The sequence below is a fragment of the Sphingobacterium arenae genome (assembly GCF_014692505.1).
Classification (GTDB): Bacteria; Bacteroidota; Bacteroidia; order Sphingobacteriales; family Sphingobacteriaceae; genus Sphingobacterium; species Sphingobacterium arenae.
Genome location: NZ_JACNYK010000003.1, coordinates 103,400 through 129,198 on the forward strand (window position 1 = coordinate 103,400; position 25,799 = coordinate 129,198).

Below are 25,799 nucleotides of genomic sequence, written 5' to 3' on the forward strand. Positions count from 1 at the left end.
AGAATGAAAACCTTTAGCTAACCAATTATAAACCTAAATTATGATGCTGCAAAGGTAGTGTGTTTTTTTGATTAAAACAAATTTTTTAAAAAATATCTGTGGAAAAAATACCGTTTTCGTGAAAAGCATAACGGATGGCGTAGTCTGGAGCTGATTTCGTATCAAAACCGGTAAATAGACTAAAAGCAGGTAGTATGATTTGTTGTGTCGCTACGACAAAGCAAGGAAAGGTAATGGTTTTTTTGGTAGGCATCCATAAGCTGATACCTGGATGCACGTGCCCACTGATGGTATGCGTATCGACAACGGGCGTTGCCTGATGCGTAAAATAAATACGGTCTAAACGCCAATTTTGATGAACTTCTTGAATCCCTATTTTTTTCCATTGTTCATCTGCAAAACGATCGTGGTTTCCTTTAATTAAAATAAACTTGGTAGAAGGAAATTTGGTGATAAATTGGCGGAGTAAATCCACTTCCCTGTTAGCTCCTGCATGAATTAAATCGCCTACAATAATGACTTGTGCAACGGAGAAATACTGTATCAATTGTTCCAGACGTTGCAAATCCTGCAGTGTTACTTGTGTGGGAAGGGCAATGCCGTTTTTTCTAAAATGCGCCGCTTTACCTAAATGTAAATCAGCGAGAATAAGCGTGCTATGTTCTTTCCAAAACAATACACGTTGGTTTGTCAATGTCAATGATGTATCGGAAAAGGATATGTCTTGCGTAATAATATTCATCGTTTTTTTCTGGGAGACTTCCAATTGCTCTGCTGCAGTCTTTGAATACGGCTTGTCAGATCTTCGCTTGATAAGGATTGCCGCAAACTATCTACTTTGATAGGAAAGCTCAATGGTGTAAATCCAGTTGCAAATTTATAAATGATTTTGCTATGATGTATTCGTTCAAATGCAGCTACTAATCGTGGCTCTTCCAATTGTTGGTTGAATACTTCCGTGTACGCTTGACGCAACAGTAGGTTCTGTGGGTCATGTTCTTCCAAAACTTGAAAAATAATGCCCGAAGAAGCTTGCAAAGACTTATTGTTTTGTTGCTTTCCGTGTAAGTTTTGAACCACCATACCCGAGATGACAGCAATATCCCGAAACTTCCGCTTCGCCATTTCTGTAGCGTTAATACTGCTGATTACATCTTCCATTAAATGTTCCCGACGGAGGATTTTTTTTAGTTGAGATTCATCTAATGCGATTTCTGAATCAGAAAACAATTCGAATCCGTAATCGTTCATTGCCATGGAAAAACTTATTGGAATCAACAGACTAATGCGGTAGGCGATCAAACTCGCCATGACTTCATGTACCAACCTCCCTTCAAATGGATACATAAAAAGATGATATCCTTCTTTGGTATGGATAGACTCCACCAAAAATTCGTCTTCTGCTGGAATATGCGAATGTTCACTTTGTCGTGCGACCAAAGGATGTAAGAATTGCAGTTCTTTTTCACGGCTATCGGGATGTCTGGCACGTGCCAGTTTTTGTCGCAAGAACTGGCTTAAATTAGAACTCAACGGTAAGCGGCCGCCTAACCAACTTGGTGTAAAAGCTCGGCCTGAAGAGCTTCGAACATATGCCGTCATCTCTTTCACGCGAATAAGTTCGAGCACGCGGCCAGCTAGAACAAATTTATCACCGCTATGCAATCTCGAAATAAAATATTCCTCCACCATACCGATATAGCCTCCGGAAAGAAATTTGACCCGCATCATCGCATCGCTTACGATAACGCCCATATTCATGCGATGTAGCATAGCAATGCGTCTTTTCTCCACCACTAACATACCGTCTTCGTTAAGGGTAACTTTATGAAACTCTTCATAATTCTTGCCGATAGCGCCCCCCTGCGTGATGAAAAAGATACACCAGTCCCATTCTTCTTCGGTTATCTCCTGAAATGCGAATGTGTTTTTGATAACCGGGTAGAGGTCGTTGGCTTGAAAGCCGCCTCCTAAAGCAATGGTAACCAGAAATTGAACCAATACGTCAAACGTAAGTACCATCGGATCCCGGTTTTCGATGGTTTGTGTTTTGACAGCCTCTTTTAAGGCGGCCACTTCAATCAATTCTAACGAATGGGTGGGAACAAAATAGATTTTGGATAGTTCGTGAGGAGAATGCCCGCTACGCCCCGCACGCTGCATAAAGCGCGCGACGCCTTTACTGGAGCCAACTTGTACAACGGTATCCACGGGTTTAAAATCTACGCCCAAATCGAGGGAAGAAGTGGCCACAACAGCTTTTAGTCTTCCTTCACTCAAGGCTTCCTCTATCCATTGTCGGATATGGCTGTCAATAGAACTGTGATGTAACGCAATTTGTCCGGCAAAATCGGGATGTGCTTCCAACAACAGTTGATACCACATCTCACTTTGGCTTCTGGTATTGGTGAAAACTAATGTTGATTTACTTTCCAAAATAATAGGTACAACCTCCTCGGCTAACTTGCCACCCAAGTGTCCTGCCCAGGGCAGTACTTCCACTTCTGTCGGAAAGACAGGAATAATGGCAATCTTCTTTTTCTCACGCGCAACAATTTTTATTTTTTTCTGCGTAGTAGGTATGAGCACCTCCATGGCTTCGTCTAGATTGCCAATGGTGGCCGTGATGCCCCATATTCGAATATTTTGGTGTTGATGTTTTAGAAATCCTAACGCTAATTCTACCATCACACCACGCTTTGTTCCAAGTAATTCATGCCATTCGTCTACGGCTACGCATTGCAAAGCGTTGAAGAAACGTTGGCGGCCTTTTTGTGCCAGTAACAAATGCAGGCTTTCGGGTGTCACCAATAATACATCGGGCATCTGCCGGCTTTGCCGCTGCTTTATCTTGATGTCCGTGTCACCATTCCGCACCTCTACTACCCAGTCCAGACCAATCTCATCAATGGCTTCTTGCATGGCACGGGCTAAATCTTTTGCCAATGATCGCAACGGCGTGATCCACAATAATTTTAACCCTTTTTGATAACGGGAAGGGTTATTCATAAAATCGATCAATACCGCAAGGAAAATGGAGAAGGTTTTCCCAAATCCAGTAGGAGCGACCACCATGCCACTATATCCATTGCTGTATTTCTTCCATGCTTTTTCCTGAAAGCTAAAAGGTGTATTGCCTTTTTGCCCCATCCAGTCCGTGATAATGGTATAGCCTTCGGTATGTTGTCTGTTGTTTTTCAAATCAATGAATCATTTTTTTGATTTCTTCAATATCATCGATATCTGCAGCCGTTTTGTCTGTTCGCCACCGTGCGATTCGAGGGAAACGTAATGCCACGCCCGATTTATGTCGGTTGCTGAAAGCAATCCCTTCAAAAGCAATTTCAAATACCAGTTCGGGTTTAACGGTTCGCACCGGGCCAAACTTTTCCAGGGCATTTTTGTTGACAAAACGGCTAACCTCTTTTATTTCCTTGTCTGTTAGTCCGGAATAAGCTTTTGCAATGGTAACTAAATGCTCGCCATCCCGAACAGCAAACGTGTAATCCGTGTAATAGGCACTTCGTCGCCCGCTTCCCTTTTGGGCATAAATTAAAACAGCATCAATCGTTAACGGATCGATTTTCCATTTCCACCAATCACCTTTCTTCCGTCCGGTATGATAAAGAGACCCTTTGTGTTTTAGCATGATGCCTTCACTATTGATGGAACGGGCGTTTTCCCGAATGGCCTGTAACGCTTTCCAGTCATCAATAGTGATAACCGTAGATAACTGCAAGTGAGGAGAGGGATTAAGAAAGAATAACGATTCCAATTGTTGCCTTCTTTCCAACATACTTTTGTGTCGCCAATCTTCGTCTTCCCACTCGATGAGGTCGTAGGCGTATACCTGAATAGGAAATTCCTCCAATAACTTTTTGCTAATCGTTTTCCGGTTTAATCGTTTCTGTAACGCCGAAAAATTCATCACTTCCTGTTCTTTCACGACCAGGATTTCGCCGTCGATGACAAAATTTCCCTGCCACCGTAGCAAAATATCCCGTATTTCCGGAAACTGATCAGTAACTAACTCTTCGCCACGTGACCATATAAACACTTCTTCGCCCCGTTTGATAAACTGTCCGCGGATACCGTCCCATTTGTATTCAATTTGCCAATCTTGCACGTCACCCAGTTCATGCAATTCTTTTTCCAACGGGTAAGCCAAACAAAAAGGGTAGGGCTTGGAAAGCTGTGTATCCGTATAATAACCCTTTATGAGATTATCAAACGTCACTTCACCCATTTTCCAGTCGCCCATAACACTATGTGCCACTGCACTGGCATCCATCTGATAATGTTTCGCCAAAGCATTAATAAGTGTTTTGGACGAAACACCTAATCGGAAACTGCCGCCTAATAATTTATTAAAAATAAAGCGTTCGATGGTAGGGAGGTTATTCCAAGCTTGCAGGACAAATTCTTTTTTTTCAGCCTCGCTACTGTCTTTCAGTGTGATAATCCTATTCATCCATTCCGTTAACGTTCGATCGATGTAGTGGCGGGCTTGTGGTAAAACTAACGCAATAGTTTCACCCAAATCGCCTACAGAAGCATAAGATTCTTGGAATAACCATTCGGGAATTGCTGCCACTTCGATCGCCCATTGTTTCATCAATGCGGTATTGACATTGCGTTTCGGGCGTTTTCCTGTGAAGAGAGCGAGAAACCATAGTTTGTCATCATTATCGGCTTCATGAAGAAAACGATCGATAGCCTCCAATTTTAAATTGGTTTTGTTAGTGCTATCCAAAGCATTGATTAAGGTGGCAAAGGCTCTCATAATTTGCTTGCTTCTGTTTCTTCCATTTCTTCCTCTTCGTTTCCAAATGCTGTCGTCACCTCTTCTGCTAAAATCCCGATTTCATTCAGATATTTGGTAAAAACAGCTGTTTGTCCATGTGTTATATATATCTTTTCAGCTTCCGTCGTCTTAATAGCATCCAAAAGCCCGTGCCAATCTGCATGATCACTTATGGCAAAACCTGCATCGGCGCTCCGCCATCGGCGCGCTCCTCGTACTTGCATCCAACCCGAGCAGATAGCGTTTGCCATATGGGGTATTTTATGGATTATTTTGGAGTCCGCCAAGGCAGGTGGAACAATGACAATACCCTTATCTACATGCTTGATATCTTCCTGGAAATTGATAATATGATAGGCCGGGAGTTTAACACCCGCACTTTCATAAGCTTCATTGAGTTTACCAATGGAATAATGTACATGTAAAGGAGAGATTCCTGCAAGTGCTTTCATGATACGTTGGGCTTTACCCAGCGAATAACCAATAAAAACAGATGTTTTGCTGTTTGCTTGGTTCTGTAAGACCCAATTTTGCATTTGTTGATTTTGTTGTTCCACCGACAACCAATTATAGATGGGCAATCCGAAAGTGCTTTCGGATACAAATTCATGGCATTTGATAGGTTCGAAAGGGGTAGACAGACCATCGTTTTGTATTTTATAATCTCCAGAAACAACAGCTACTTTACCTTTATATTCCATTCTGATTTGAGCAGAACCTACAATATGCCCAGCCGGATGTAACGATACCTTGACGTCATTGATATAAAGCGATTCGTTATAGGAAACACCTTGTACAGCAATATCTTTCCCAATACGACTTTTTAATATGGGTACTGTAAAATGATGGCATAAGTACTTTTTCATACCCCAATGTGCGTGATCGGCATGACCATGGGTTACTACAGCAAAGTCTACCGGTTGCCATGGATCGATGTAGAATTTGCCCGGTATACAATAGATACCTTCCTTTCTAAATAGTAGCATATTAATAAATAACCAATTTTTTGCCGTTATGTTTTGGCTAAAAAAATTAGTATTTTTGTTTTGTTATGCAGCGGATTGAAGAAAAACTAAAGATATTGGCAGATGCGGCCAAATACGACGTGAGCTGTAGCTCCAGCGGTAGTACGAGAAAGAATAGGGATGGAATCGGTGATGCTTCGGCATCGGGTATCTGTCATACCTATACCGAAGACGGACGTTGTGTTTCCTTGCTAAAGATTCTATTGACCAATCATTGTATCTATGATTGTGCTTTTTGTGTCAGTCGTAAAAGCAACGATGTGAAAAGAGCCGCCTTTACCGTGGAAGAAGTCGTAGATCTTACGATGAATTTTTATCGGCGAAACTATATTGAAGGACTTTTTCTAAGTTCCGGTATCTTCAAAAATGCGGATTTTACGATGGAGCGTATGTTGCGTATTGTGAAAAAGTTGCGACAGGAAGAGCGATATAACGGCTATATTCATCTCAAAACAATTCCCGGTGCGAGTGAGGAAATGGTTAAGGAAGCCGGGTTATATGTAGATCGAATGAGTATCAACTTGGAATTACCAACCGAAGCCGGACTTAAGTTAGTGGCCCCGGAGAAAGACCATGAGTCGGTAAGAAAACCTTTGGCGTTTGTAAATGAACAGATGAAATCTTTTAAGGAAGAAAAGAAACTCATAAAACATACACCGATTTTTGTGCCCGCCGGTCAAAGTACACAAATGGTGATCGGTGCAACGCCCGAAAATGACTTTGAAATCATGCAGGTTGCCAATGACTTCTATAAGAATTATAATCTGAAACGAGTCTATTACAGTGGTTATATTCCTATAAATAATGGCAATTCGTTGTTACCCCAAATTGGATCAGCTCCACCTTTGGTTCGTGAAAACCGGCTGTACCAAACCGATTGGTTATTGCGTTTCTACGGTTTTCAACTCGACGAAATCTTAAATCCGCAGCATATACATCTGGATCTGGATATAGATCCTAAATTAAGCTGGGCATTACGTAATCCTCATTTCTTTCCGGTGGATGTGAATGCTGCTGATTTTAATGCCATCATTCGTATACCTGGAATCGGCCGGCAGTCGGCATTAAAGATCATACAGGCCCGAAAATTTGGAAGGTTGCATGCCTACCAACTGCAAAAAATTGGTATTGCCTATAATCGGGCAAAATATTTTTTGCGTTGTGCAGACTCTCCTTTTATGCTGGGGCACCCCAGCATGGAGTATGTTCGAATAGCTATTTTAAACGCCGGTAACCAGAAGAGTCGGCAACAGGTTTCCGCAGGACAATTAACGTTATTTTAATATGTACTATTTGTTTGACGGAACATATTTGGGTTTTTTATGCTGTGTATTTGAAAGCTTCGAGAGAAAGGAGGCAACTGTTGTTCCGATTACGTCTGAGGATCATCAAATAGATCTCTTTAAAGACAGGAGAACCATCGTAACAGATAATGCGAAAGCATTACGTGTCCAGAAGGGGGTGCAGGAACGTATCGGGAATGCAGAAGCGATGGATTTTTATCGGGCATTTCTTTCGGAAGATCGGAAGGCTTGGCAGGCGTCTTTTTTTATCTTACATCAAATCTTTACCGGTCGGACAGCTATACGACAACATTATGGCAATGACCATGTGCTATATTTTTCGCAGATACTAAAAAAGGTAAGCCGCGAACGTCATCGTATGAAAGCGTTTATCCGTTTTAGTAAAAGTTCGGATGGCTTGTTCTTTGCGCTGGTCGAACCGGATTTTAACGTATTGCCTTTAATTTCGGACTTTTTCCGAAAGCGATATGCGGATATGCCCTGGCTCATTTATGATATGAAACGAAAGTATGGCTTGCTATTCGATACGCGGCAGGTAGGAGAGGTACAGCTTAGCCCAGAAGAAGTACAAGATACCACGATGCCTTCAGTTGCTATTGCAATGGACGAACGTGATGAACTTTTCCAGCGCCTTTGGAAACAATATTATACCAGCACCAATATTGAAGCACGAAAAAACATGAAGTTACATCTCCAACATGTTCCTAGACGATACTGGAAGTATCTCGTGGAGAAGAAATAACGGCTAGTCTACGATAAACGCACTATTGCACATGGGATGGTACTTTGACCTCGTCTCCTATAATAAGATTATGAAATACAATGTTTTCGGCATTGGTGAAACTGACCGCTGTCTTGGCCGTATCTATCTGAACATTTGAGAAGTATATGTCGCTCACCTTTTTGGTTGGATAGCCTTGAATCACCAAAGCCGCGTTGTGCACTTTGTTACAGCGCAGGCTGTCGACAAAAATATTCCGTATATCCGTTTCATGACCTGATCCCTCGCCGTGATAATAGGATGTGATGAAGAAACAATCTTCTACCTCGCCAAATTCGACGTTATTGACATAAATGTCACGGATAAAACCGCCCCGGTCGGGGTTTGATTTCAGATAGATACCACGTTTGCAATATCCGCCAAACGTACAATCTTCTACAAAGACATTTTGTACCCCGGCCGACATTTCGCTTCCGATGACGACGCCGTGTAAACCTTTAAACCGACAATTACGGATGATAATGTTTTCAGAAGTAATGCCGGTTTTTCGACCTTCATGGTCTCGACCGGCTTTGATAGCCACATTGTCGTCTGCATTATTAAAATCGATATCTTCAATCAAAATATTCTTCGAATACTCCGGATCGAATCCATCATTATTTTTATTGAAAGCATCAAACTTGACTCTTCTCGCTGTGATATTTTCTGACTTTAATAAATGGACACACCAAAATGGTGAGTTGGCCAAGGTAACGTCCTCTATCAAGATGTTTTTACATTCGAAAAACTGTACGAGATGAGGTCTTAAATAGTGTCCGGAGCCAAATATGCGCTCTTCTATTGGTGTGTCTTCATGGTTCATCTTTCGACTTAGCGTTTGACTTGGTTTTTGCTTTGCATGCCACGTGCTGAAGGTATCTTTTGCGTTTCCATCAATTATACCTTCGCCAATGATCGCAACATTTTCCGCTTGATAGGCATAAATAAATGGACTGTAATTATACAGAAATGTTCCTTCCCAACTCGTCAATACGGCAGGTAGATAGTCTTCTGGATTGGAACCAAAAACTAATTTTGCTCCTTTTTGTAAATCGAGTGTAACGTTGCTGATTAAATGTATAGGGCCGTTTACCAGATAGATACCAGGAGAAACAACAATTCTTCCACCACCTAATGCGTTGCATTTTTGTAGCGCCTTGTCAAAAGCAGGTTTATTATCGGTCAATGAATCACCTAATGCTCCAAAATCTTTTATATTAATCAAATTGGTGGAAAGAGAAGGAGCGGTAATGAGGCTTAGAATTTGATCTCGCTTTTGTATCCTTGATTGATTTTCTGTTGCGCTGTTATTACAGGAAGAAATAATCAGCAAAATTAAGGTGAAAAAAGAAAGATTTTTGAACATAGCCATTGGATTTATTTAAAACTGCTAGGCCAAAAATAGCATTTCTCATTTGTTTATTGATAAATGGTAGCGGTTAAAATTTGTGTCGTTGATTATACATGGTATTTATAAAAAATATAACCCCTCCTAAAAATAGCACCGCACCGGTAATAATAATAACCGGTCCAAGAGGATCATGAATATAGATCCAAGCCAACCGCATACATATACCACCGATAAGGATGGCCACACCTGCGAAGATCAGTTTTTTATTTCTTTTTATAGGATGTCCGTGTCGTTTCATGTTATAAAAGAACAATACAGAATACAAATTGTTGCTAGATTAATCTTCCATACAGACGGGGTTTATGAAGTTTTTTTTAAACTTTTAGGAAATCAGGTCGTTTACTACATGTAGGTCTTTATGTTTATAGTGTATGACAAAGAACAAAGAAAATGTTTTTAAATCCCACTTTGCTATTTTAAAGAATACGGTGTTGGGATTTACAAATGAAGATAGCCTGAAGTATAGTGCGTCATTAGCGTATTATACCGTCTTTTCATTAGGGCCCATTTTGGTATTGATGATTTCACTTGCTGGAATTTTCTTAGGTGAAGAAGCGATCCAAGGAAAGGTTTTTGAAGAACTACGTGGCTTTGTGGGCGCAAGTGCGGCCAGCCAGATTCAAGAAGTTATCCGAAATTTATCCCTGTCAGGAAAGTCCAATGTAGCCTTGGTGGTAAGTGCCGCGACACTGCTGTTGGGAGCAACCACGGTCTTTGGAGATATCCAAAACTCTATTAACAAAATCTGGCATGTACGTCCGAAGGTAAAGAAGGGATGGCTCAAAATCCTCAAAGATAGATTGTTGTCTTCTTCATTGGTTATTGGTCTTGGTTTCTTGTTAGTGGTAACATTAATCATAAATGGGACGATTTTGGCGTTTACAGACCGCTTACAACAGTTTTTTCCAGATGCTACGGTGTTCTTGTTTAGTGGGCTCAATTTCTTTTTGTCTTTTTGTGTCATCTTTATTTTATTTGCCGTGATTTTCAAAGTATTACCCGATGTAAATATACAGTGGCGTACGGTAAGGTCGGGAGCACTGTTTACCGCACTACTTTTTGTGGTTGGCCGCTATTTGATTGGTATCTATATTGAAAGTTCTGATACGGAATCGACATACGGTGCCGCGAGTTCCATTGTACTGATTTTACTTTGGGTTTATTACACGGCAGCTATTTTATATTTAGGGGCCATCTACACCCGGGAATATGCCACATATAAAGGCGTCCCGATAGAACCCTCTGAATTTGCTGTACATATAGAGGTGAAAGAAATGGAACGTGAAGTGGGTGAAATACCACCAGCACCTTTAACAGCAGACGACAAGGCCATGGAAACGAAAAAGTAAGTTTACGGTGAAAAACGAATCGCGATACGGACTACTTTTTATTTAGGAAAGAAAATTATACGATTATGCAAGATTCAAAAAAACAAAAATCCGAAAAACAGGAGGGCAAAGATTTACCAGGATATCCTCATTATCCCGAAAACGAAGACATCTTTGAACAGGAAGAGCGAATTTTGAGTGATCGCGTGGAACAGGAAGAAGAGGAGAGGAATCGCTCATTGGATGAGGGGTTAGATGTACCCGGATCGGAATTAGATGACGATGAAGAGGAAATAGGCTCAGAAGACGAGGAAAATAATTACTATAGTTTGGGCGGAGATAATCATGAAGATTTAGAGCAGAGTGAAGATTTTTAATATCTCTCCTTTGTCATTTGTTTAGATGAATTACGATGCAAACCAAAAGAGAGAATAGTTTTTTTCTAAATAATGCTTACCTTTGCACCATCAATTCAAGCTATGAGTGACGCGATAAAACATGAGTGCGGAATAGCACTCGTTCGATTACTAAAACCCCTGTCTTATTATCAAGAAAAATATGGTACGCCCTATTATGGTGTCAATAAAATGTATCTCCTTATGGAGAAACAACATAATCGAGGCCAAGATGGAGCGGGTATAGCCACTATTAAATTTGATGTAAAACCCGGCCATCGATATATTTCCCGGTACCGCGCTATGGGATCATCTGCCGTAGCGGATATTTTTGAATATATACAAAAGAAATTCGCTGCGGTAAATAAGGCATATCCCGTAGAGTCCAAGGATACAAAATGGCTCAAGCAGCATGTCAGTTTTACTGGAGAGGTTCTTTTAGGGCATTTACGTTATGGGACGCATGGTAAAAATAGCATAGAAAGTTGTCACCCCTTTCTCCGGCAGAATAACTGGATGACCCGTAATTTGGTTGTCGCGGGGAACTTCAATATGACAAATGTTGATGAACTGTTGCAACAATTATACGAGTTAGGCCAGCATCCCAAGGAACAGGCAGATACGGTTACCGTCTTAGAAAAAATAGGTCACTTTTTGGATGACGAGAATCAAGAACTATTTGACAAGTTTAAAGAAGAGGGGTATTCCAATATTGAGATAAGCGCATTGATTGCCAAAAATCTGGATGTCGCAAAAATATTGACACGTTCGGCAAAGACATGGGACGGTGGATATACTATCGCCGGAATTTTTGGACATGGTGATGCTTTTGTCATGCGTGACCCTGCAGGAATACGACCTGCATTTTATTATCAAGACGACGAAGTCTTGGTTGTTGCTTCGGAACGTCCGGTTATTCAAACGGCTTTCAATATACCATTAGAGGCCGTTAAAGAAATTAAGCCCGGACATGCCTTGATAGCGAAAAAAGATGGAACGATTACGGAAGAAATGTTCCGTCAGCCTGTCGTGCAGAAATCATGTTCTTTTGAACGTATTTATTTCTCCAGGGGTTCGGATGCCGATATCTACAAAGAACGCAAAGAGTTGGGACGTTTGTTGTGTCCACAGGTACTAAAAGCGGTAGACAACGACATCAAGAATACGGTATTCTCATTTATTCCAAATACAGCAGAAGTGTCGTATTACGGCATGATGGAAGGAATAAATACCTACGTACGAAATTATCAGAAAGACGTTTTGTTGAATCGTGCGGATAAGATTTCAGACGCAGAACTGGAAGAAATGATTAATATTACACCACGTTTCGAGAAATTGAATGTCAAAGATGCCAAGCTTCGGACATTTATTACACAGGATGCCGATCGCACCGATATGGTTCAGCATGTATATGATACGACTTATGGTATCGTAAAGGACGATGTAGATACTATCGTTGCTATTGATGATTCCATTGTACGTGGCACCACACTTAAACAAAGTATCCTAACCATATTAGATCGATTGCATCCAAAGAAAATCGTTATCGTTTCCTCTGCTCCTCAAATTCGATATCCGGATTGTTATGGTATTGATATGTCAAGAATGGGAGAATTTGTAGCGTTTGAGGCAGCAATTAATCTATTAAAGAGTAATGGATTAGCGCATGTTATTGATGAAGTCTATCAGAAGTGTGTAGCATCGCTTACGATGCCAAAAGATAAGGTGGAGAATTATGTGAAGGCCGTCTATGAACCTTTCTCAGATGAAGAAATTTCAGCGGAAATTGCGCGCATTATTCGTCCCCATCATTTGGAAGCTGAATTGGAAGTCGTTTACCAGACTTTGGATAACTTACATACCGCTTGTCCAATGCATTTGGGCGATTGGTATTTTTCGGGCGATTATCCTACCCCCGGGGGGAATAAAGTGGTTAACAGAGCCTTTATGAATTGGATAGAAGGTAAAAATGTACGTGCTTATTTTAGCAGTTAATGTACAAGTTTTAATTTTATTTTTTCAAAATTGACTTTATTTCATATCTTTGCAACTTATTGAAATATTAACAAATTATATTAAACAACAATGTACGCAATAGTAAATATAGCAGGACAGCAATTTAAGGTTGCAAAAGACCAGTATCTTTTTGTGCACCGTTTACAAGGAGATGAGGGCGCTAGTATTGAATTTGACAATGTATTGTTAGCAGAAGATGCTGGTAAATTCACCGTAGGTACACCTACGATCGAAGGAGCAAAAGTTTCGGCTACGATTTTGTCTCATTTAAAAGGTGATAAAGTTATAGTTTTCAAAAAGAAACGTCGTAAAGGCTATAAAAAGAAAAACGGTCACCGTCAGCAATTTACCAAAATTCAAATTACAGGAATTAGCCTGTAAAGGATAAGATATATATCCAAAAAAGCGAGGCAGCTTTTGGTTTAGAAAAAAAAGTTTTTAATCTGACTTTACGTCATAAATTAAGATAAAAATGGCACACAAAAAAGGTGCGGGTAGTTCCAAGAACGGCCGTGAGTCACATAGTAAGAGATTAGGCGTTAAAATTTTCGGCGGGCAACAAGCTATCGCTGGTAACATTATCGTTCGTCAGCGCGGAACGAAGCATAATCCAGATAAAAATGTTGGTATGGGTAAAGATCATACATTGCATGCTTTGGTTGATGGTACCGTTGTTTTCCGTAAAAAAGCAAACAATAAATCTTATGTGTCTGTAATCCCTGCAGAGCAAACAAACTAGAGTTTTTATTGTAGACAAACGTCAAGAAAACTTGAAGGCCGCTGTATATTCCATACAGCGGCCTTTTGTGTATTCGACTATCCTATCGTTCTTTCTAACAAAAGAAGAGACACATTTTGTGTGTCTCTTCTTTTGTTCTCCCTTACAGGCTGATACTATATAATCAACATAGCATCACCATAGGAATAAAATTTATATTTTTCTTTTACAGCTACCTCGTATGCATTCATTACGTTTTCGTATCCTCCAAATGCAGCTATCATCACTAAAAGAGTGGATTCTGGTGTATGAAAGTTTGTTATCATGGAATTGGCAATACTGAATTCATAGGGCGGGTAAATAAACTTACTCGTCCAGTCGTTTGCCGGTTTTAAATGTTTGTCTGCAGATACTGCAGATTCAATTGCACGCATGGATGTTGTGCCGACAGAACAGATACGTCTCTTTTCATCGATACCTTTGTTTACAGTACGCGCAGCATCTTCATTAATAATAAATTGCTCCGAGTCCATTTTGTGTTTGGTAAGATCTTCTACCTCTACTGTACGGAATGTTCCTAGTCCAACATGTAGTGTCACCTCGGCAAATTCGATGCCCTTTAATTCTAATCGTTTCATCAACTCGCGAGAGAAGTGGAGTCCGGCAGTAGGTGCCGCAACTGCTCCCTCGTTTTTCGCATATATTGTTTGATAACGAAACTTGTCTTCTGGGGTAGCTTTACGTTTTATATATTTGGGAAGAGGTGTTTCTCCCAAAATCTCAATATTACGACGGAACTCATCGTCGGTGCCGTCAAAAAGAAACCGGATGGTGCGCCCACGAGAGGTGGTGTTGTCCACGACTTCAGCTACCAATAGATCTTCCTCCCCAAAATATAGTTTGTTGCCCACGCGGATTTTACGTGCTGGGTCAACCAGTACATCCCATAAGCGGAGTTCTTTGTTTAATTCTCTTAACAAGAATACTTCGATTGTTGCGCCGGTTTTTTCCTTATTACCATACATACGAGCCGGAAACACCTTCGTGTTGTTTAGGATCATGACGTCTTTATCATCGAAATAATCCAATACGTCTTTGAAAATTTTGTGTTCTATCTTTCCCGAATCACGATGCAAAACCATTAAACGCGATTCGTCACGCTGTTCCGATGGCTCGGTTGCCAACAATGATTCTGGTAAATTGAATTTAAACTGTGATAATTTCATCTAATTATTTTTCTTTTATCTGCTGATGAGAGCTCTCTCGACGATGTCGGGATCGGTTTCATCTATTTTTTTATCTGTCGATGAAGCCTCCATGTAAATAATGATCACTTTCGTGGCCGGTTTTATTTAATCTCGGTTCATTCTTCCGATATATTTTGTTCCGTCGAAACCATAACACTTAAGTACAGCTTAGGTTTCAAAAATGCTTACAAAGTTAAGCATAATAAATGAAAAAAAATATTTACTTTTATCCTGCGTATGTTTTTGATCGTTACACTCATTAAAGAAAGCTTTTTGTTTGCATTATCGGCGTTGCGTGATAACCGTACACGTACATTATTGTCATTATTAGGTGTAACCATTGGAATCATGACGATTATCAGCGTTTTTTCGGCCGTCGACACTTTAAGAAACAATCTAGAGGAATCTGTTCGAAAAATAGGAAGTCGTACGCTATACGTTGAAAAATGGCCTTGGGGTGGTGGTGGTGAGTATCCTTGGTGGAAATACGTTAATCGCCCGGAACCGAAATATGCCGATTTTGAGGCGGTGAAAAATAGAATGACCACGGCAGAAGAGGTTGGCTATACTATTAATATTCCTAATTCAACAGCCAAGTACGGGAATAATTCGGCTTCCAATATTAATGTGACGGCGGTGACACATGAGATGTATTCAATTAGAAATCTCGAAGTAGTGGATGGACGCTATTTTACAGAGCAGGAATCGAGGGCAGGAAGCCATAGTGTAATTTTAGGCGCTACGATAGCGGAAGGACTATTTCCCCATACAACGCCTGTTGGTAAATACGTTACCTTGTTGGGACGGAAGATGCAGGTAATTGGTGTATTAAAGAAGGAAGGCTCGGGTGTTCTTATTAATGTCTCTAATGACGAAGTAGCTTATATACCGTTCACATTGGCTCGTAATCTGGTGAATTACGAACACTATGGTCCCAGTATAGCGATTGAGGTTAAGCGACAATATTCACTAGACGAGGCTGAAAGTGAGCTTATTGGCATTATGCGATCTGCACGTCGTCTGCCTCCTCAACGTGAAGACAATTTCTCCGTTAATCAAACAACCCTTATTACTGCTCAACTCGACCAGATGTTTGGTATTATTAACCTTGCTGGGTTTTTCATTGGCATCTTTTCCATCCTCGTTGGGGGATTTGGAATCGCCAATATTATGTTCGTTAGTGTAAAAGAACGTACGAATCTTATCGGTATACAAAAAGCGTTGGGTGCGAAGCAGTTTTTTATCTTATCTCAATTCTTAATAGAAAGTATTCTACTCTGTCTTATAGGTGGAGGAATTGGACTGTTGATTGTTTACGGTCTCGCGGCTTTGGCGGGAGCATTGACGGGGGTGGTTATTATTGTTAGTTTAAAAATGGTCATCCTGACCACTGTGCTGTCTACGCTTATTGGATTGATAGCGGGTATTGTGCCTGCTATCCAAGCTGCCAAACTTGATCCTGTAGAGGCTATACGTAGCAAATAATCCAGCGATGAAAATATTACTTTCCGGTCTTTACTTCGCCGGGGGAGATACCGTAATATTTCTTAAAAGCACTGCTAAAATTATTCTGATGTCCGTACCCTGTCCGTATGGCTACTTCGTATACCGATATTTTTTCTTTCAAAAGCAAGATTCGGGCTTTTTCCATGCGGATCCGCGTAAGATAATCGTGTAGCGTTATCGAAAAATATTCTTTAAAATCCTTTCTTAACTTGCTTTCACTCATGAAGACTTCTTGAGCTAATTCTTTTTGATTGGGTGGATTAGCCATCCGTTGTTCGAGTATCTGTCGGACCAGTTCCAGGCGTTCTATATCGTCGTTACCAAACATCGTATCGTTCTGTCCTGATTTTTCATTGTACTGCTCAAATTGGTACATCAAGAGTTCGACAATACGCGATTCAGTATGCAACCTTCTGATCTCTCCGGTTTTCTTCGAATCGACCAGCTCCGCGATGGTATGTTGCATTTCGTATGTCGCCATCAGATCTTCCTCCGAAAACGAAACATATTGTCCTTTTTCGATCTCGTGCATAAAATGTTCGTGGAGCAGAGAGTCTCTTTTTATGAGATTGAGGTAGTATTTCTTTGATATCACCGCAATAAAATAACTGTATTCAATACCTTCTTTTACTTCATGTGCGGTTTTGACGGAAGGAATATATCGGATATTATGCCGACTCATTCCGTAGGGTAATTTGCTGTTGGCAGATTTAAAAAAAACGAATTGGCTGGTGATCGCTTCTCCTTCAATATCAATATGGATATGCATCGCACGATCGGATAACATCTTGGTATGAAGAATAAACAAGCCACTGGTAGACAAACGAAAAATCTCCATGTGAATCGATTCATCTTCTATCGTGGAACGATGTTCTGCCAACGGTCTGTCCGGATTATAATCATCAGGAACTTCCTCGCTGAAAAGCCATTCGTCTAATTCTACTATTTTACTTTTTATAAGCATAAGGAAAGTTCTCTACGAGATTGATGGATTAAAGATATGTATTTTTTGTCAATTATTTAAATTGATTCTAAATAATATTCGTAACCAATTGACCGTCCAATGTCATCTCTTCCAATTTTACATAAGGGCGAAGTGTTTTAGGGTTCATTTCTACCTGTGCTTCCACTGAAAAAACCGTATAAATATTTTTGGCATTCAATACTTCCATAGGCGTCCCATCGAACAGTTTACGTCCATGTTTCAACATAATAATCCGGTCCGCATAGTTTGCTGCGAAATTAAGGTCATGTAAAACCAACACGACCATATAGCCTCGTCGGGAAAGTGCTTTTGCAATCGCAAGCACCTTTTGTTGATAGTGCATATCCAGGGCAGAAATAGGTTCATCAAGCAGCAATAGACTATCGGGGTTATCCCATATCTGTGCAAGCACACGTGCCAATTGTACCCGTTGCTGTTCACCGCCGGATAGGCTCATATAAACCCGATCGGAAAAATCCGAGATCCCACAAAGTTCCATCACTTCGTCTACAATAGTATAGTCTTGTGGTTGTGCCACAGCATCAAAATGTGGGTAACGCCCCATGAAGACGATCTCTCGGACTTTAAACGCGAGTGAAACTTGCTGTTGTTGTGTGAGCAATGCCCGACACCTGGCCAGTGTTCGCTGATCATACTCGTCGAGCGGCTGCCGATTTAAGCTAATAAAGCCCGAACTCGGTTTCTGATCGCACGCTAACAAACGCATTAACGTTGATTTTCCGGCTCCATTGGATCCAAGCAAAACGACCATTTCTCCCTTTCGCACTTGTAAGGAGACATCTTTTAGCAGCTTTCTGCCTTTGACGTCGTAATTCAGTTTCTCTACCCGTAACATTGTTCTTTTTAACTCCGTAATTTTGACTTCTAACGACTACTTCTCTTTTATTAAAATATACAGGAACACCGGCGTTCCGAGCAAAGCGGTGATGACACCGATCGGCAGTTCTATCGGTGCGGCTAAGGTACGGGACAATACATCTGCCAATGTCAGTACCATGGCTCCCATTACCGTCGATGCCATCAACACATAGCGGTTGTCCGCTCCTCCCAGAAGACGCACTGTGTGCGGCACCAATAAGCCCACAAAACCGATAATACCCGATACCGCTACCGAAGCCCCCACGGCAAGGGTGCCCAATGTCACGACCCACAACTTTACTCTGTCCGTTTGCATGCCCAGTAAATCGGCCTGCATCTCGCCAAGTGCAAATGCATTTAGCGCTTTCCCGAAGAAAAGTGTGCAGAACATAGGTATCAAAATAAAGGGGGCTACTGCTGTGACGTTCTCCCATGTTGCGCCTCCCAAATTACCCAACATCCAAAACGTAATCGTACGGAGTTGCTGCTCCGTTGCCATATACGTCATCAGCCCCGTTATCGCACCTGCCAGTCCGTTGATCGCGATACCGGCTAGCAGCATAGTTGTTACCTGTGGACGCCCCTCTTTTAGCGATATACGGTACACGATAAAGGCGGTTAGACCTGCGCCTATGAAAGCCCCTAAAATCAACAGATAATGACCTAGCAGCTGAGATAGCCCGACAAATAGCAAGCTTTCAAAAGCAATCACCAATACCGCGAATAACGAAGCACCGGACGAAATGCCGATCAATCCTGGATCCGCCAGAGGATTCCGAAAGATTCCCTGAATGCCCGCCCCCGAGACACCCAACGCTGCGCCGACCAGCAGACCTAACAGTACACGCGGCATACGCACCACAAAAAGCACGTTGTCGTCCAATGCTTTCTCGGTTGGCAGATTCGAAAGCCCTATTTTATGCATCAATAATCCCCAGACATCGCCTACCGGAATATGATAGGCACCCAGGCCTAAGGAGAACGTAGCCACCACAACCAGGGATACGGTCAACACCACGATAATAATCCGTTGTTTTACTGACACGATGTTTAATGCGTTGTTAAGGCCATCAATTCCCGATGCAGTAATCCTACCGCTTCTGGTAAACGGGTACTGAAGTTGACCAATAGGGAGGGATTCATGACGAGGATGTGCTCCCGTTTTCCTGCATTGGTCAGCCGCATACCCGGCATTTTCAGGATGGCCTTTTTCCCGCCAAGGCTGCTTACCCCAAAATCAAACATCAGAATGATGTCCGGGTTTGCATTTACCAATGCTTCTGTCGTGTACGGTTTGAAATCGGCAAATTCCTGAACGGCATTCCTCCCGCCAGATAGTTCGATTAAGGCATCAAGACTACTGCCTTTTCCCGAAACGCTCATGGCTCCTGCACCTCTGGCATAGATAAAAAGTACTTTAGGCTTATTTTTTCCGACGGTTTGTTCCTGCACCAGTGTATTCACCCGTTGCATCGCTGTCTTCGTCCGATAAACAACGGCTTTCCCTTCTTCGGGAACGTCCAGTGCATTGGCAATTTCTTGAATAAACCGATATGCCCCTTTTTCGGAAAACATTTGACGTAAGGCGATGAACGTGATACCAGACTGCCGTAAATGTTGTACCACCGCAGCGGGGACGTCTTTTTCAGGTGCCAATACAATGTCAGGTTGGAACGCCATAATGCCTTCGGCGGATACCGATCGATTCTGACTAACCCGAGGCAAGTCAGCCGCAGCCTGGGGTGATATACTCGTTACGTCTGTAGCTACAATATGACTACCCAATCCCAGTGCGAATACGGTTTCTGTTATCGCACTGCTCAGTGTAACGATACGTTGCTCCGCTGCCAAACTCCACTGAGCACTGATTATACAAGCTAATAAAATCATGCACCGGAACCCCCGATGCATATTGGTTTTGTGAGTCTTTTGCTTCATTTTAAATCTATATCATCTAATCAGAATCTGATTTTAAAATACAAAGCAAGCTAATAATCAATCTAAATACAAATTAAAATATGTTTTCGACTTAATTAAAATCATATTTAATATCTGTTTTAATTGATTGTTTTACAGTTTGTTATATTTTATTTTTGGCTATTGTGTCATCTAAAAAAAACGGATTACATACATTAATTGACAGATTTCATACAGAAAAATCCAATTTGAATACCGTTTTTTGCAGTCTATTTAGAATGAATACAAATAATTGACTGTCGTGTACCGAGATCGTAAAAAAGAAATGTTCATGCTGTTTATACTTTGGCTTCCCGTCCTGTCATTCGCACAGGAACGTCTGCTGAAAGGCTATGTTGTAGATTCGGTGGAGCGGCCTATTGTACACGCAACGGTGACACTACTTCCCGATAATCAGGTGTATCATACTGATGATACCGGCTATTTTGAATTTTCGAAGTTATATGAAGGCACTTATCAATTGGAAGTTCATCATGTAGGGTATGTGCAGCGGCACGTAGCGGTTGATCTCGGTGGAATAGACACCACACTTCATGTAAGTTTACATACCGTGGGCAGACACATTGAACAGGTGAGGGTAGAGGGTAAAGTAACCGCCGTGGATAACCTGGTGAATGCAGAAAATGCAGCGATGCCGATCAAGGTCATTACCCGGCGTGAAATCGAATTGATGGGGAGTCGTCGACTGGATGAAGTGATGAAAGAGCAGACCGGCGTAGCGGTGGTCAATGATATTTCGGGAGGATCAAGGGCCGTTGGCGTGCAGATTCAAGGTTTTAGCAGCAATTACGTCATGGTACTCATCGACGGGCAGCCGATGCTGGGGCGTAATAACGGTAATTTCGATCTCTCCCGTATCTCTGTTACTAATATTGAGCGCATTGAAATTATTAAAGGAGCTTCCTCCTGTCTGTATGGTAGCGATGCCTTGGGAGGCGCCATCAATATCATTACCCGTCACGGTGCCGTGATGCCACAGGCGCAGGCTTCCCTGTTGTACGGAACCCTGAATACGGTGGACGCTACGTTGGAAGGCGAGATACCTTTTGCGAACCAACGTGGCTCGGTGGTGGTCTCGGGAAACTATTACCGTACGGATGGCTTCAATACCGACGATCGCTACCTTAGTGGTGGAAGCACCACTTTTCCACCCTATGAAAACCTGAGTTTTCAAGGGCGGATGCGTTATCGTGCGACCAAAAACGGTACTATCGGATTGACAGCACGCTATGCCGCACGAAACTCCAAGATGTACAATGCGTGGTCGGAAGAGCTCACCCTCGAAGATGGGCAAAAAGATCAGGATGTCAATATCGGATTAAGTTATGATCACCATTTTGCCCATGGCCTGCGTAGTATGACACGCTATTACCTTACCCGTTTTGATACAAAGTTGTATGCCCAGTGGCTCCGGCAGGGAGTGCTGGCCGGTGAAGAAGAATTCGGGCAGTATAACCATCGCATTGAGCAACAGTTTGCATACAGCCCTTCCAACCATGTCAAGTTTACGGGCGGACTTGGAGGGAGTATCGAGGTGATGGACAACCAGGATCTGGATGACAAACGCTCGCTTCAGACGGCTTTCGTTTATCTGCAAACCGAGTGGCGACCGATCGACCGGATGCTGGCTACCCTAGGGCTACGCTATGATCACACCAACAGTTATCGGGGACGGGTTAGCCCGAGTTTGGGGCTACACTATCATCTCAGCGAAAGTCTATTGCTGAAGGCAGGAACTGGGGCTGGCTTTAAAGCACCGGATTACAAAATGCGTTATCAGGTTTTCTTTAATCCATCTGCAAATTACCTCGTTGTGGGGAACGATCGTCTCGAAGACGTTATTAACGGACTGGATGCCGCGGGCGAACTTAGCTATAAAAACAGTTATATGATTAACCTGTTGTCAGGTAACCTACAGGCAGAAAAAAGTTGGTCAAACAACATCGGATTGACCTGGAGTCCCTCGTCGAAGTTACAGACGGAAGCATCCGTATTCTACCATCGCATCAACAACCAGATTAATTCGATTAATGTTGGAACAGGAACAACCGTTTCACAAATCTATACGTATCGTAATTTACCGAAGGTTGTCAATAAAGGAGCAGAGTTCTCTATTAGCTACCAAGCGACGCCAGACCTGCAGTTGTCGATCGGTTACCAATACCTCATTGCTAAGGACCTTGGTGTGTTGGATAGCATCCGCGCAGGAAGTTACCCATATAATCAATATAACAACGCCCGAACCGGTGAATACCGTAAAAGTAAGCCATCCGACTATTGGGGAATTGAAGAACGGTCGCGCCATATGGCGAATCTCAAATTACTATATGAATACCGCCCGTGGCAGACTAGCGTAAACGTGCGTGCAAATATCCGTGGTAAATACCCTTTCCAGGAAACCAACGGCAACCAGTTTATAGACGATGGTGATAAATTCGTGCCGGAGCATACGCTACTGAATGTGACGATTGAAAAAAAACTATGGAATAGAAGGCTTACCCTTAAGCTTATTGCGGATAATGTGTTGGGTTTTACCAGCCGCTACATGCTCGGTCAGCCCGGAAGGGTCATCTTGGGTGGGTTTAGCTACCGGATCATGAAGGAGTGAGAGGTGTTGTTATGTTCTTTTTGTAAAAGGCGTGCATAATGAAGGGGGAAGAGCTTACAGCCTACGGTTTATCACCTACAGCAATGATAAAAAAATAATGAATTGAAAACAATGAAAATATACCTAGATGAAATATGGCCCATATTGGCCAGTCGAAGAGTACGGTGGACGTATATCGGTTGCTTCCTGCTGTTATTAGTTTCTTGCGGTAAGGATGAAGACTGGCGACCGTTTTATGAAGACGGCAAAAGTACCGTGATCTATGATCTTGCCGGCGACACTGACGCATCGATGGGAGACGGAGCCGAAGGAAAGGAAAAACGCAATTTTAATATCTTCCTCTTCCGCTTCAAAGACAAACGGCAGATCTGGATCAAGAATGCCCATGATTCGGCACAATGGTTCCAGACGAAAGATTGGGATATTGCCTTTACAGGGCCATATAATTCGGAGATATACGTGAACAATGCCTATCATGAGTTGAATCCGGGTTATGGTGGAGAGGCTGATAAAACTGCCGTGGTACTCATACGCCAACCCTATGAGGCCGTTACGGTGGCGCCTAGTGACAGTGAGTTTGATGCCAGTGATGTCCATAAGATTGGATGGGCGTCTTCAGAAAGTTCGTATGGCTGGTTTCGTTACAGCCTGCAAACCCATATCATGCAGGCTTTGCCGAACCGAACCTATGTTATACGTCTTCCGGATGGTAAATATGCAAAGCTACAGCTTATCAATGCCTATAAAGGCAATCCCGAAGCTGTTACGAATATGAATTGGCCGGCGCCTTATTATACCTTTCGCTATTATGTACAGGAGGATGGAAGCCGAAATCTCGATACCAGTCCACAGTAATATATAGAAAGAGCATGCTATTTATAATAATTATAAATAAATAACGCTTTGCATACATGATTTCCCGTTTTGCATACATGAAGTATCAACTGTCGAACTTAACTTTGTTTAGAATCAATTTAAATAATAATACCGTTAAAAAATGAAGATGAAAAAATTACTGATTAGTGGTGTCTTCCTACTGTTTATAGCTGGATTTACAGCCTGCAGCAAAAGCAATGATCCGACGCCGGAGCCGGAACCGGAAATCCCGGAGACAATGTTCAATAAGCTAATCCAGGTACGCAATTTCGGGGAAGATCTTCCGGAAGGAACCGCCCCCGATAGTGACCAGACCCCCATTTTCTTTAGCTTGGAAGAAAATAAAGCCACTAATCAGGCTTATCGGAGAACCAATCGCTGGGACATTTCCTTTGCGGGCATCTATCGCTCTTATCTGGGCGGAAACAACGGAACGAATGGTGGCATCTCCCCCAGTTACGGGGGCAATGGTCCCGGAGTAGGCGGTATCATGATCGTGGAAAAGAGCTTTGACGAGGTGGTCGATATCCCGGCAGATAATCAATTCAAGATCGGGCGTAATGTGATTGGTACCGATGACAATGGTGATATGGGGGATGGTGTGGGTTGGTATCTGTACGATTTTGGTGGCACCCTTGTTCGCGATGGTGCTTATGACAACGCGCATGTAGCCTATGCACTGGATGAACCGCTTGAGATTACATTGCCTAATGGCGAAAAGAAAACCGTACAGCCCCGTACCGTGATTATACGCACCGCCCGTGGTAACTACGCTAAAATTAGAATGCGCAGCATTTACAAGAATAAATTAGATCGGGACAGTTGGAAACGGAACGAGCCTAAACCTTACTTCTCCTTTGATTACGTATTAGCGAAAAAGGGCAGTACCAAGTTTGAAATTGATTAGTCATACAATATACCTACCTGCGGTAGGAAGGGCATATACAGCAATAAAAAATGAATAAAACATATACCTTTATAAGCATCCTGTTTTTGGGATTGGTGTTCGCTTCCTGCACCAAGGAGGAAGAATTGGCGCCTCTGCCACAAGATAAAATAGTAGAATACAGTGTCAACAACGTTCCTGCAGGGACCAACCTTTACGGCGCTATTGATGAGGAGAAAAAGACCATAACACTCTATGTGCCTTTTTATCTCGGCCTGGAGCTGATCGATGCCGATATCAAAGTATCTTCCGGGGCTAAGCTACAGGAGGAAATCCTGCCCATTCCAGTCGATAAAGAAGATCAGCGCTATACGGTCGTTGCAGCGGATGGTTCCACCAATACGTACGAGCTCATCATTGTACCACAAAACACGCCTACTCTTGAGACTGTCTGGGGTATTTACGGTTACCCGGCAACACAGCCTACAGCCTATCCGCTTGGGGTACTACCTAATATCCATGGCAATTTTTACAGTAATAATATCAACCTGGTTAAGCTGACTTTGGTGTCCCATAATACACAGAAAGAAGTGCAGCTCAATACCCGGGAGGGAAGAGCTGTTCTAGCTCCGCTTACCGGTGAGGAACCTTACCAGTATCAGATCGCAAACCTGTCGATACCAATGGACATCGATACCGGCTACCACGATGTAAACATTGACTTCCTGGGGCACCAGGTGACGTTGGCGGATCCGGTCAACATCCAATACAGGGCACCTAGGATCAGCTATGCAGGTGGTAAGGCAATGCAGCAAGGAGGAGAGGTTACGTATACGGCAACGCCGCAGTATCTGATATTGGATCCTACATCGGTCAAGGTAACGAATACCGAGACCGGCACGGTCTATGACTTATCGATTGTGAAATATGATACGGAGAGCATTACCCTGAAAGTACCGGACGACTTTCCGTTAGGAATGCCGACCCCGCTAATGATCGTTGAAACTACGTACAAGAACTGGCCGACAACTACCAATACCACGTATATGAATGTCAGCCCCAAATAGCCACGTG

At 42.4% G+C, this 25,799-nt stretch carries 23 protein-coding genes; 12 read left to right on the forward strand and 11 right to left on the reverse strand.

The window, feature by feature from the left end:
- Window positions 1-85: 85 nt before the first annotated feature.
- From pdeM to H8B17_RS12675, 4 genes are read right to left on the reverse strand one after another with little or no spacing between them, the layout of a single operon-like run.
- The gene (gene pdeM, locus H8B17_RS12660) at window positions 86-742 is read right to left on the reverse strand and encodes a ligase-associated DNA damage response endonuclease PdeM (protein ID WP_190309595.1); all 657 of its coding nucleotides are present in this window, start codon (window positions 740-742) and stop codon (window positions 86-88) included.
- Window positions 739-3,201, reverse strand: a complete 2,463-nt coding sequence (locus H8B17_RS12665; RefSeq protein ID WP_223816549.1) for a ligase-associated DNA damage response DEXH box helicase — start codon at window positions 3,199-3,201, stop codon at window positions 739-741. Before H8B17_RS12665 ends, pdeM begins: the two co-directional genes overlap by 4 nt.
- Window position 3,202: 1 nt before the next feature.
- Window positions 3,203-4,783: an ATP-dependent DNA ligase gene (locus H8B17_RS12670; protein WP_190309596.1), complete on the reverse strand. Its 1,581-nt coding sequence runs from the start codon at window positions 4,781-4,783 to the stop codon at window positions 3,203-3,205.
- A complete protein-coding gene (locus H8B17_RS12675) occupies window positions 4,780-5,790 on the reverse strand; it encodes a ligase-associated DNA damage response exonuclease (RefSeq protein ID WP_223816550.1) in 1,011 nt (336 codons plus the stop codon). Before H8B17_RS12675 ends, H8B17_RS12670 begins: the two co-directional genes overlap by 4 nt.
- A 65-nt stretch (window positions 5,791-5,855) precedes the next feature.
- Between H8B17_RS12675 and H8B17_RS12680 the strand changes: the two genes are divergently transcribed.
- Window positions 5,856-7,112: a putative DNA modification/repair radical SAM protein gene (locus H8B17_RS12680; RefSeq protein WP_190309597.1), complete on the forward strand. Its 1,257-nt coding sequence runs from the start codon at window positions 5,856-5,858 to the stop codon at window positions 7,110-7,112.
- 1 nt (window position 7,113) lies between these two features.
- The gene (locus tag H8B17_RS12685; protein ID WP_190309598.1) at window positions 7,114-7,875 is read left to right on the forward strand and encodes a TIGR03915 family putative DNA repair protein; all 762 of its coding nucleotides are present in this window, start codon (window positions 7,114-7,116) and stop codon (window positions 7,873-7,875) included.
- Between the two features lie 22 nt (window positions 7,876-7,897).
- On the opposite strand, the gene H8B17_RS12690 is transcribed toward H8B17_RS12685, so the two are convergent.
- Both H8B17_RS12690 and H8B17_RS12695 read right to left on the reverse strand, forming a co-directional pair.
- A complete protein-coding gene (locus H8B17_RS12690; protein WP_223816551.1) occupies window positions 7,898-9,265 on the reverse strand; it encodes a glycoside hydrolase family 28 protein in 1,368 nt (455 codons plus the stop codon).
- A 67-nt stretch (window positions 9,266-9,332) separates the two neighbouring features.
- On the reverse strand, window positions 9,333-9,542 hold the full coding sequence (locus tag H8B17_RS12695) for a hypothetical protein (RefSeq protein WP_190309599.1): 210 nt from the start codon (window positions 9,540-9,542) through the stop codon (window positions 9,333-9,335).
- A gap of 133 nt (window positions 9,543-9,675) precedes the next feature.
- On the opposite strand from H8B17_RS12695, the gene H8B17_RS12700 reads away from it, so the two are divergent.
- The 5 genes from H8B17_RS12700 to rpmA all read left to right on the forward strand — a co-directional run bounded on the left by H8B17_RS12700 (window position 9,676) and on the right by rpmA (window position 13,782).
- Window positions 9,676-10,653, forward strand: coding sequence for a YihY/virulence factor BrkB family protein (locus H8B17_RS12700; RefSeq protein ID WP_190309600.1), 978 nt, complete (start codon window positions 9,676-9,678; stop codon window positions 10,651-10,653).
- A gap of 65 nt (window positions 10,654-10,718) precedes the next feature.
- The gene (locus H8B17_RS12705) at window positions 10,719-11,009 is read left to right on the forward strand and encodes a hypothetical protein (RefSeq protein ID WP_190309601.1); all 291 of its coding nucleotides are present in this window, start codon (window positions 10,719-10,721) and stop codon (window positions 11,007-11,009) included.
- 102 nt (window positions 11,010-11,111) lie between these two features.
- Entirely contained in the window at window positions 11,112-13,022 is a 1,911-nt protein-coding gene (locus tag H8B17_RS12710) for an amidophosphoribosyltransferase (RefSeq protein ID WP_190309602.1), read from the forward strand.
- 90 nt (window positions 13,023-13,112) lie between these two features.
- The gene (rplU, locus tag H8B17_RS12715) at window positions 13,113-13,424 is read left to right on the forward strand and encodes a 50S ribosomal protein L21 (protein WP_190309603.1); all 312 of its coding nucleotides are present in this window, start codon (window positions 13,113-13,115) and stop codon (window positions 13,422-13,424) included.
- A gap of 91 nt (window positions 13,425-13,515) precedes the next feature.
- A complete protein-coding gene (gene rpmA, locus H8B17_RS12720; RefSeq protein ID WP_190309604.1) occupies window positions 13,516-13,782 on the forward strand; it encodes a 50S ribosomal protein L27 in 267 nt (88 codons plus the stop codon).
- A gap of 155 nt (window positions 13,783-13,937) precedes the next feature.
- On the opposite strand, the gene queA is transcribed toward rpmA, so the two are convergent.
- Window positions 13,938-14,987 carry a tRNA preQ1(34) S-adenosylmethionine ribosyltransferase-isomerase QueA gene (gene queA, locus H8B17_RS12725; protein ID WP_190309605.1) on the reverse strand — a complete coding sequence of 350 codons (1,050 nt, stop codon included), beginning with the start codon at window positions 14,985-14,987 and terminating at the stop codon, window positions 13,938-13,940.
- Between the two features lie 258 nt (window positions 14,988-15,245).
- On the opposite strand from queA, the gene H8B17_RS12730 reads away from it, so the two are divergent.
- A complete protein-coding gene (locus H8B17_RS12730; protein WP_190309606.1) occupies window positions 15,246-16,493 on the forward strand; it encodes an ABC transporter permease in 1,248 nt (415 codons plus the stop codon).
- Between the two features lie 16 nt (window positions 16,494-16,509).
- On the opposite strand, the gene H8B17_RS12735 is transcribed toward H8B17_RS12730, so the two are convergent.
- The 4 genes from H8B17_RS12735 to H8B17_RS12750 all read right to left on the reverse strand — a co-directional run bounded on the left by H8B17_RS12735 (window position 16,510) and on the right by H8B17_RS12750 (window position 20,316).
- Window positions 16,510-17,478 (reverse strand): helix-turn-helix transcriptional regulator, encoded by a 969-nt coding sequence (locus H8B17_RS12735; RefSeq protein WP_190309607.1) that lies wholly within the window; start codon window positions 17,476-17,478, stop codon window positions 16,510-16,512.
- Window positions 17,479-17,545: 67 nt separating this feature from the next.
- Window positions 17,546-18,355, reverse strand: a complete 810-nt coding sequence (locus H8B17_RS12740) for a heme ABC transporter ATP-binding protein (protein WP_190309608.1) — start codon at window positions 18,353-18,355, stop codon at window positions 17,546-17,548.
- A 36-nt stretch (window positions 18,356-18,391) separates the two neighbouring features.
- Window positions 18,392-19,423, reverse strand: a complete 1,032-nt coding sequence (locus tag H8B17_RS12745; protein WP_317171033.1) for a FecCD family ABC transporter permease — start codon at window positions 19,421-19,423, stop codon at window positions 18,392-18,394.
- A 5-nt stretch (window positions 19,424-19,428) separates the two neighbouring features.
- Window positions 19,429-20,316, reverse strand: coding sequence for a heme/hemin ABC transporter substrate-binding protein (locus tag H8B17_RS12750; RefSeq protein WP_190309609.1), 888 nt, complete (start codon window positions 20,314-20,316; stop codon window positions 19,429-19,431).
- 310 nt (window positions 20,317-20,626) lie between these two features.
- On the opposite strand from H8B17_RS12750, the gene H8B17_RS12755 reads away from it, so the two are divergent.
- From H8B17_RS12755 to H8B17_RS12770, 4 genes are all read left to right on the forward strand, one after another.
- On the forward strand, window positions 20,627-22,963 hold the full coding sequence (locus H8B17_RS12755) for a TonB-dependent receptor (protein WP_190309610.1): 2,337 nt from the start codon (window positions 20,627-20,629) through the stop codon (window positions 22,961-22,963).
- 111 nt (window positions 22,964-23,074) lie between these two features.
- Window positions 23,075-23,818, forward strand: coding sequence for an HmuY family protein (locus H8B17_RS12760; RefSeq protein WP_190309611.1), 744 nt, complete (start codon window positions 23,075-23,077; stop codon window positions 23,816-23,818).
- A 148-nt stretch (window positions 23,819-23,966) separates the two neighbouring features.
- Window positions 23,967-24,746 carry an HmuY family protein gene (locus tag H8B17_RS12765; protein ID WP_223816552.1) on the forward strand — a complete coding sequence of 260 codons (780 nt, stop codon included), beginning with the start codon at window positions 23,967-23,969 and terminating at the stop codon, window positions 24,744-24,746.
- A gap of 50 nt (window positions 24,747-24,796) precedes the next feature.
- Window positions 24,797-25,792 carry a hypothetical protein gene (locus tag H8B17_RS12770; protein WP_190309613.1) on the forward strand — a complete coding sequence of 332 codons (996 nt, stop codon included), beginning with the start codon at window positions 24,797-24,799 and terminating at the stop codon, window positions 25,790-25,792.
- Window positions 25,793-25,799: the final 7 nt, after the last annotated feature.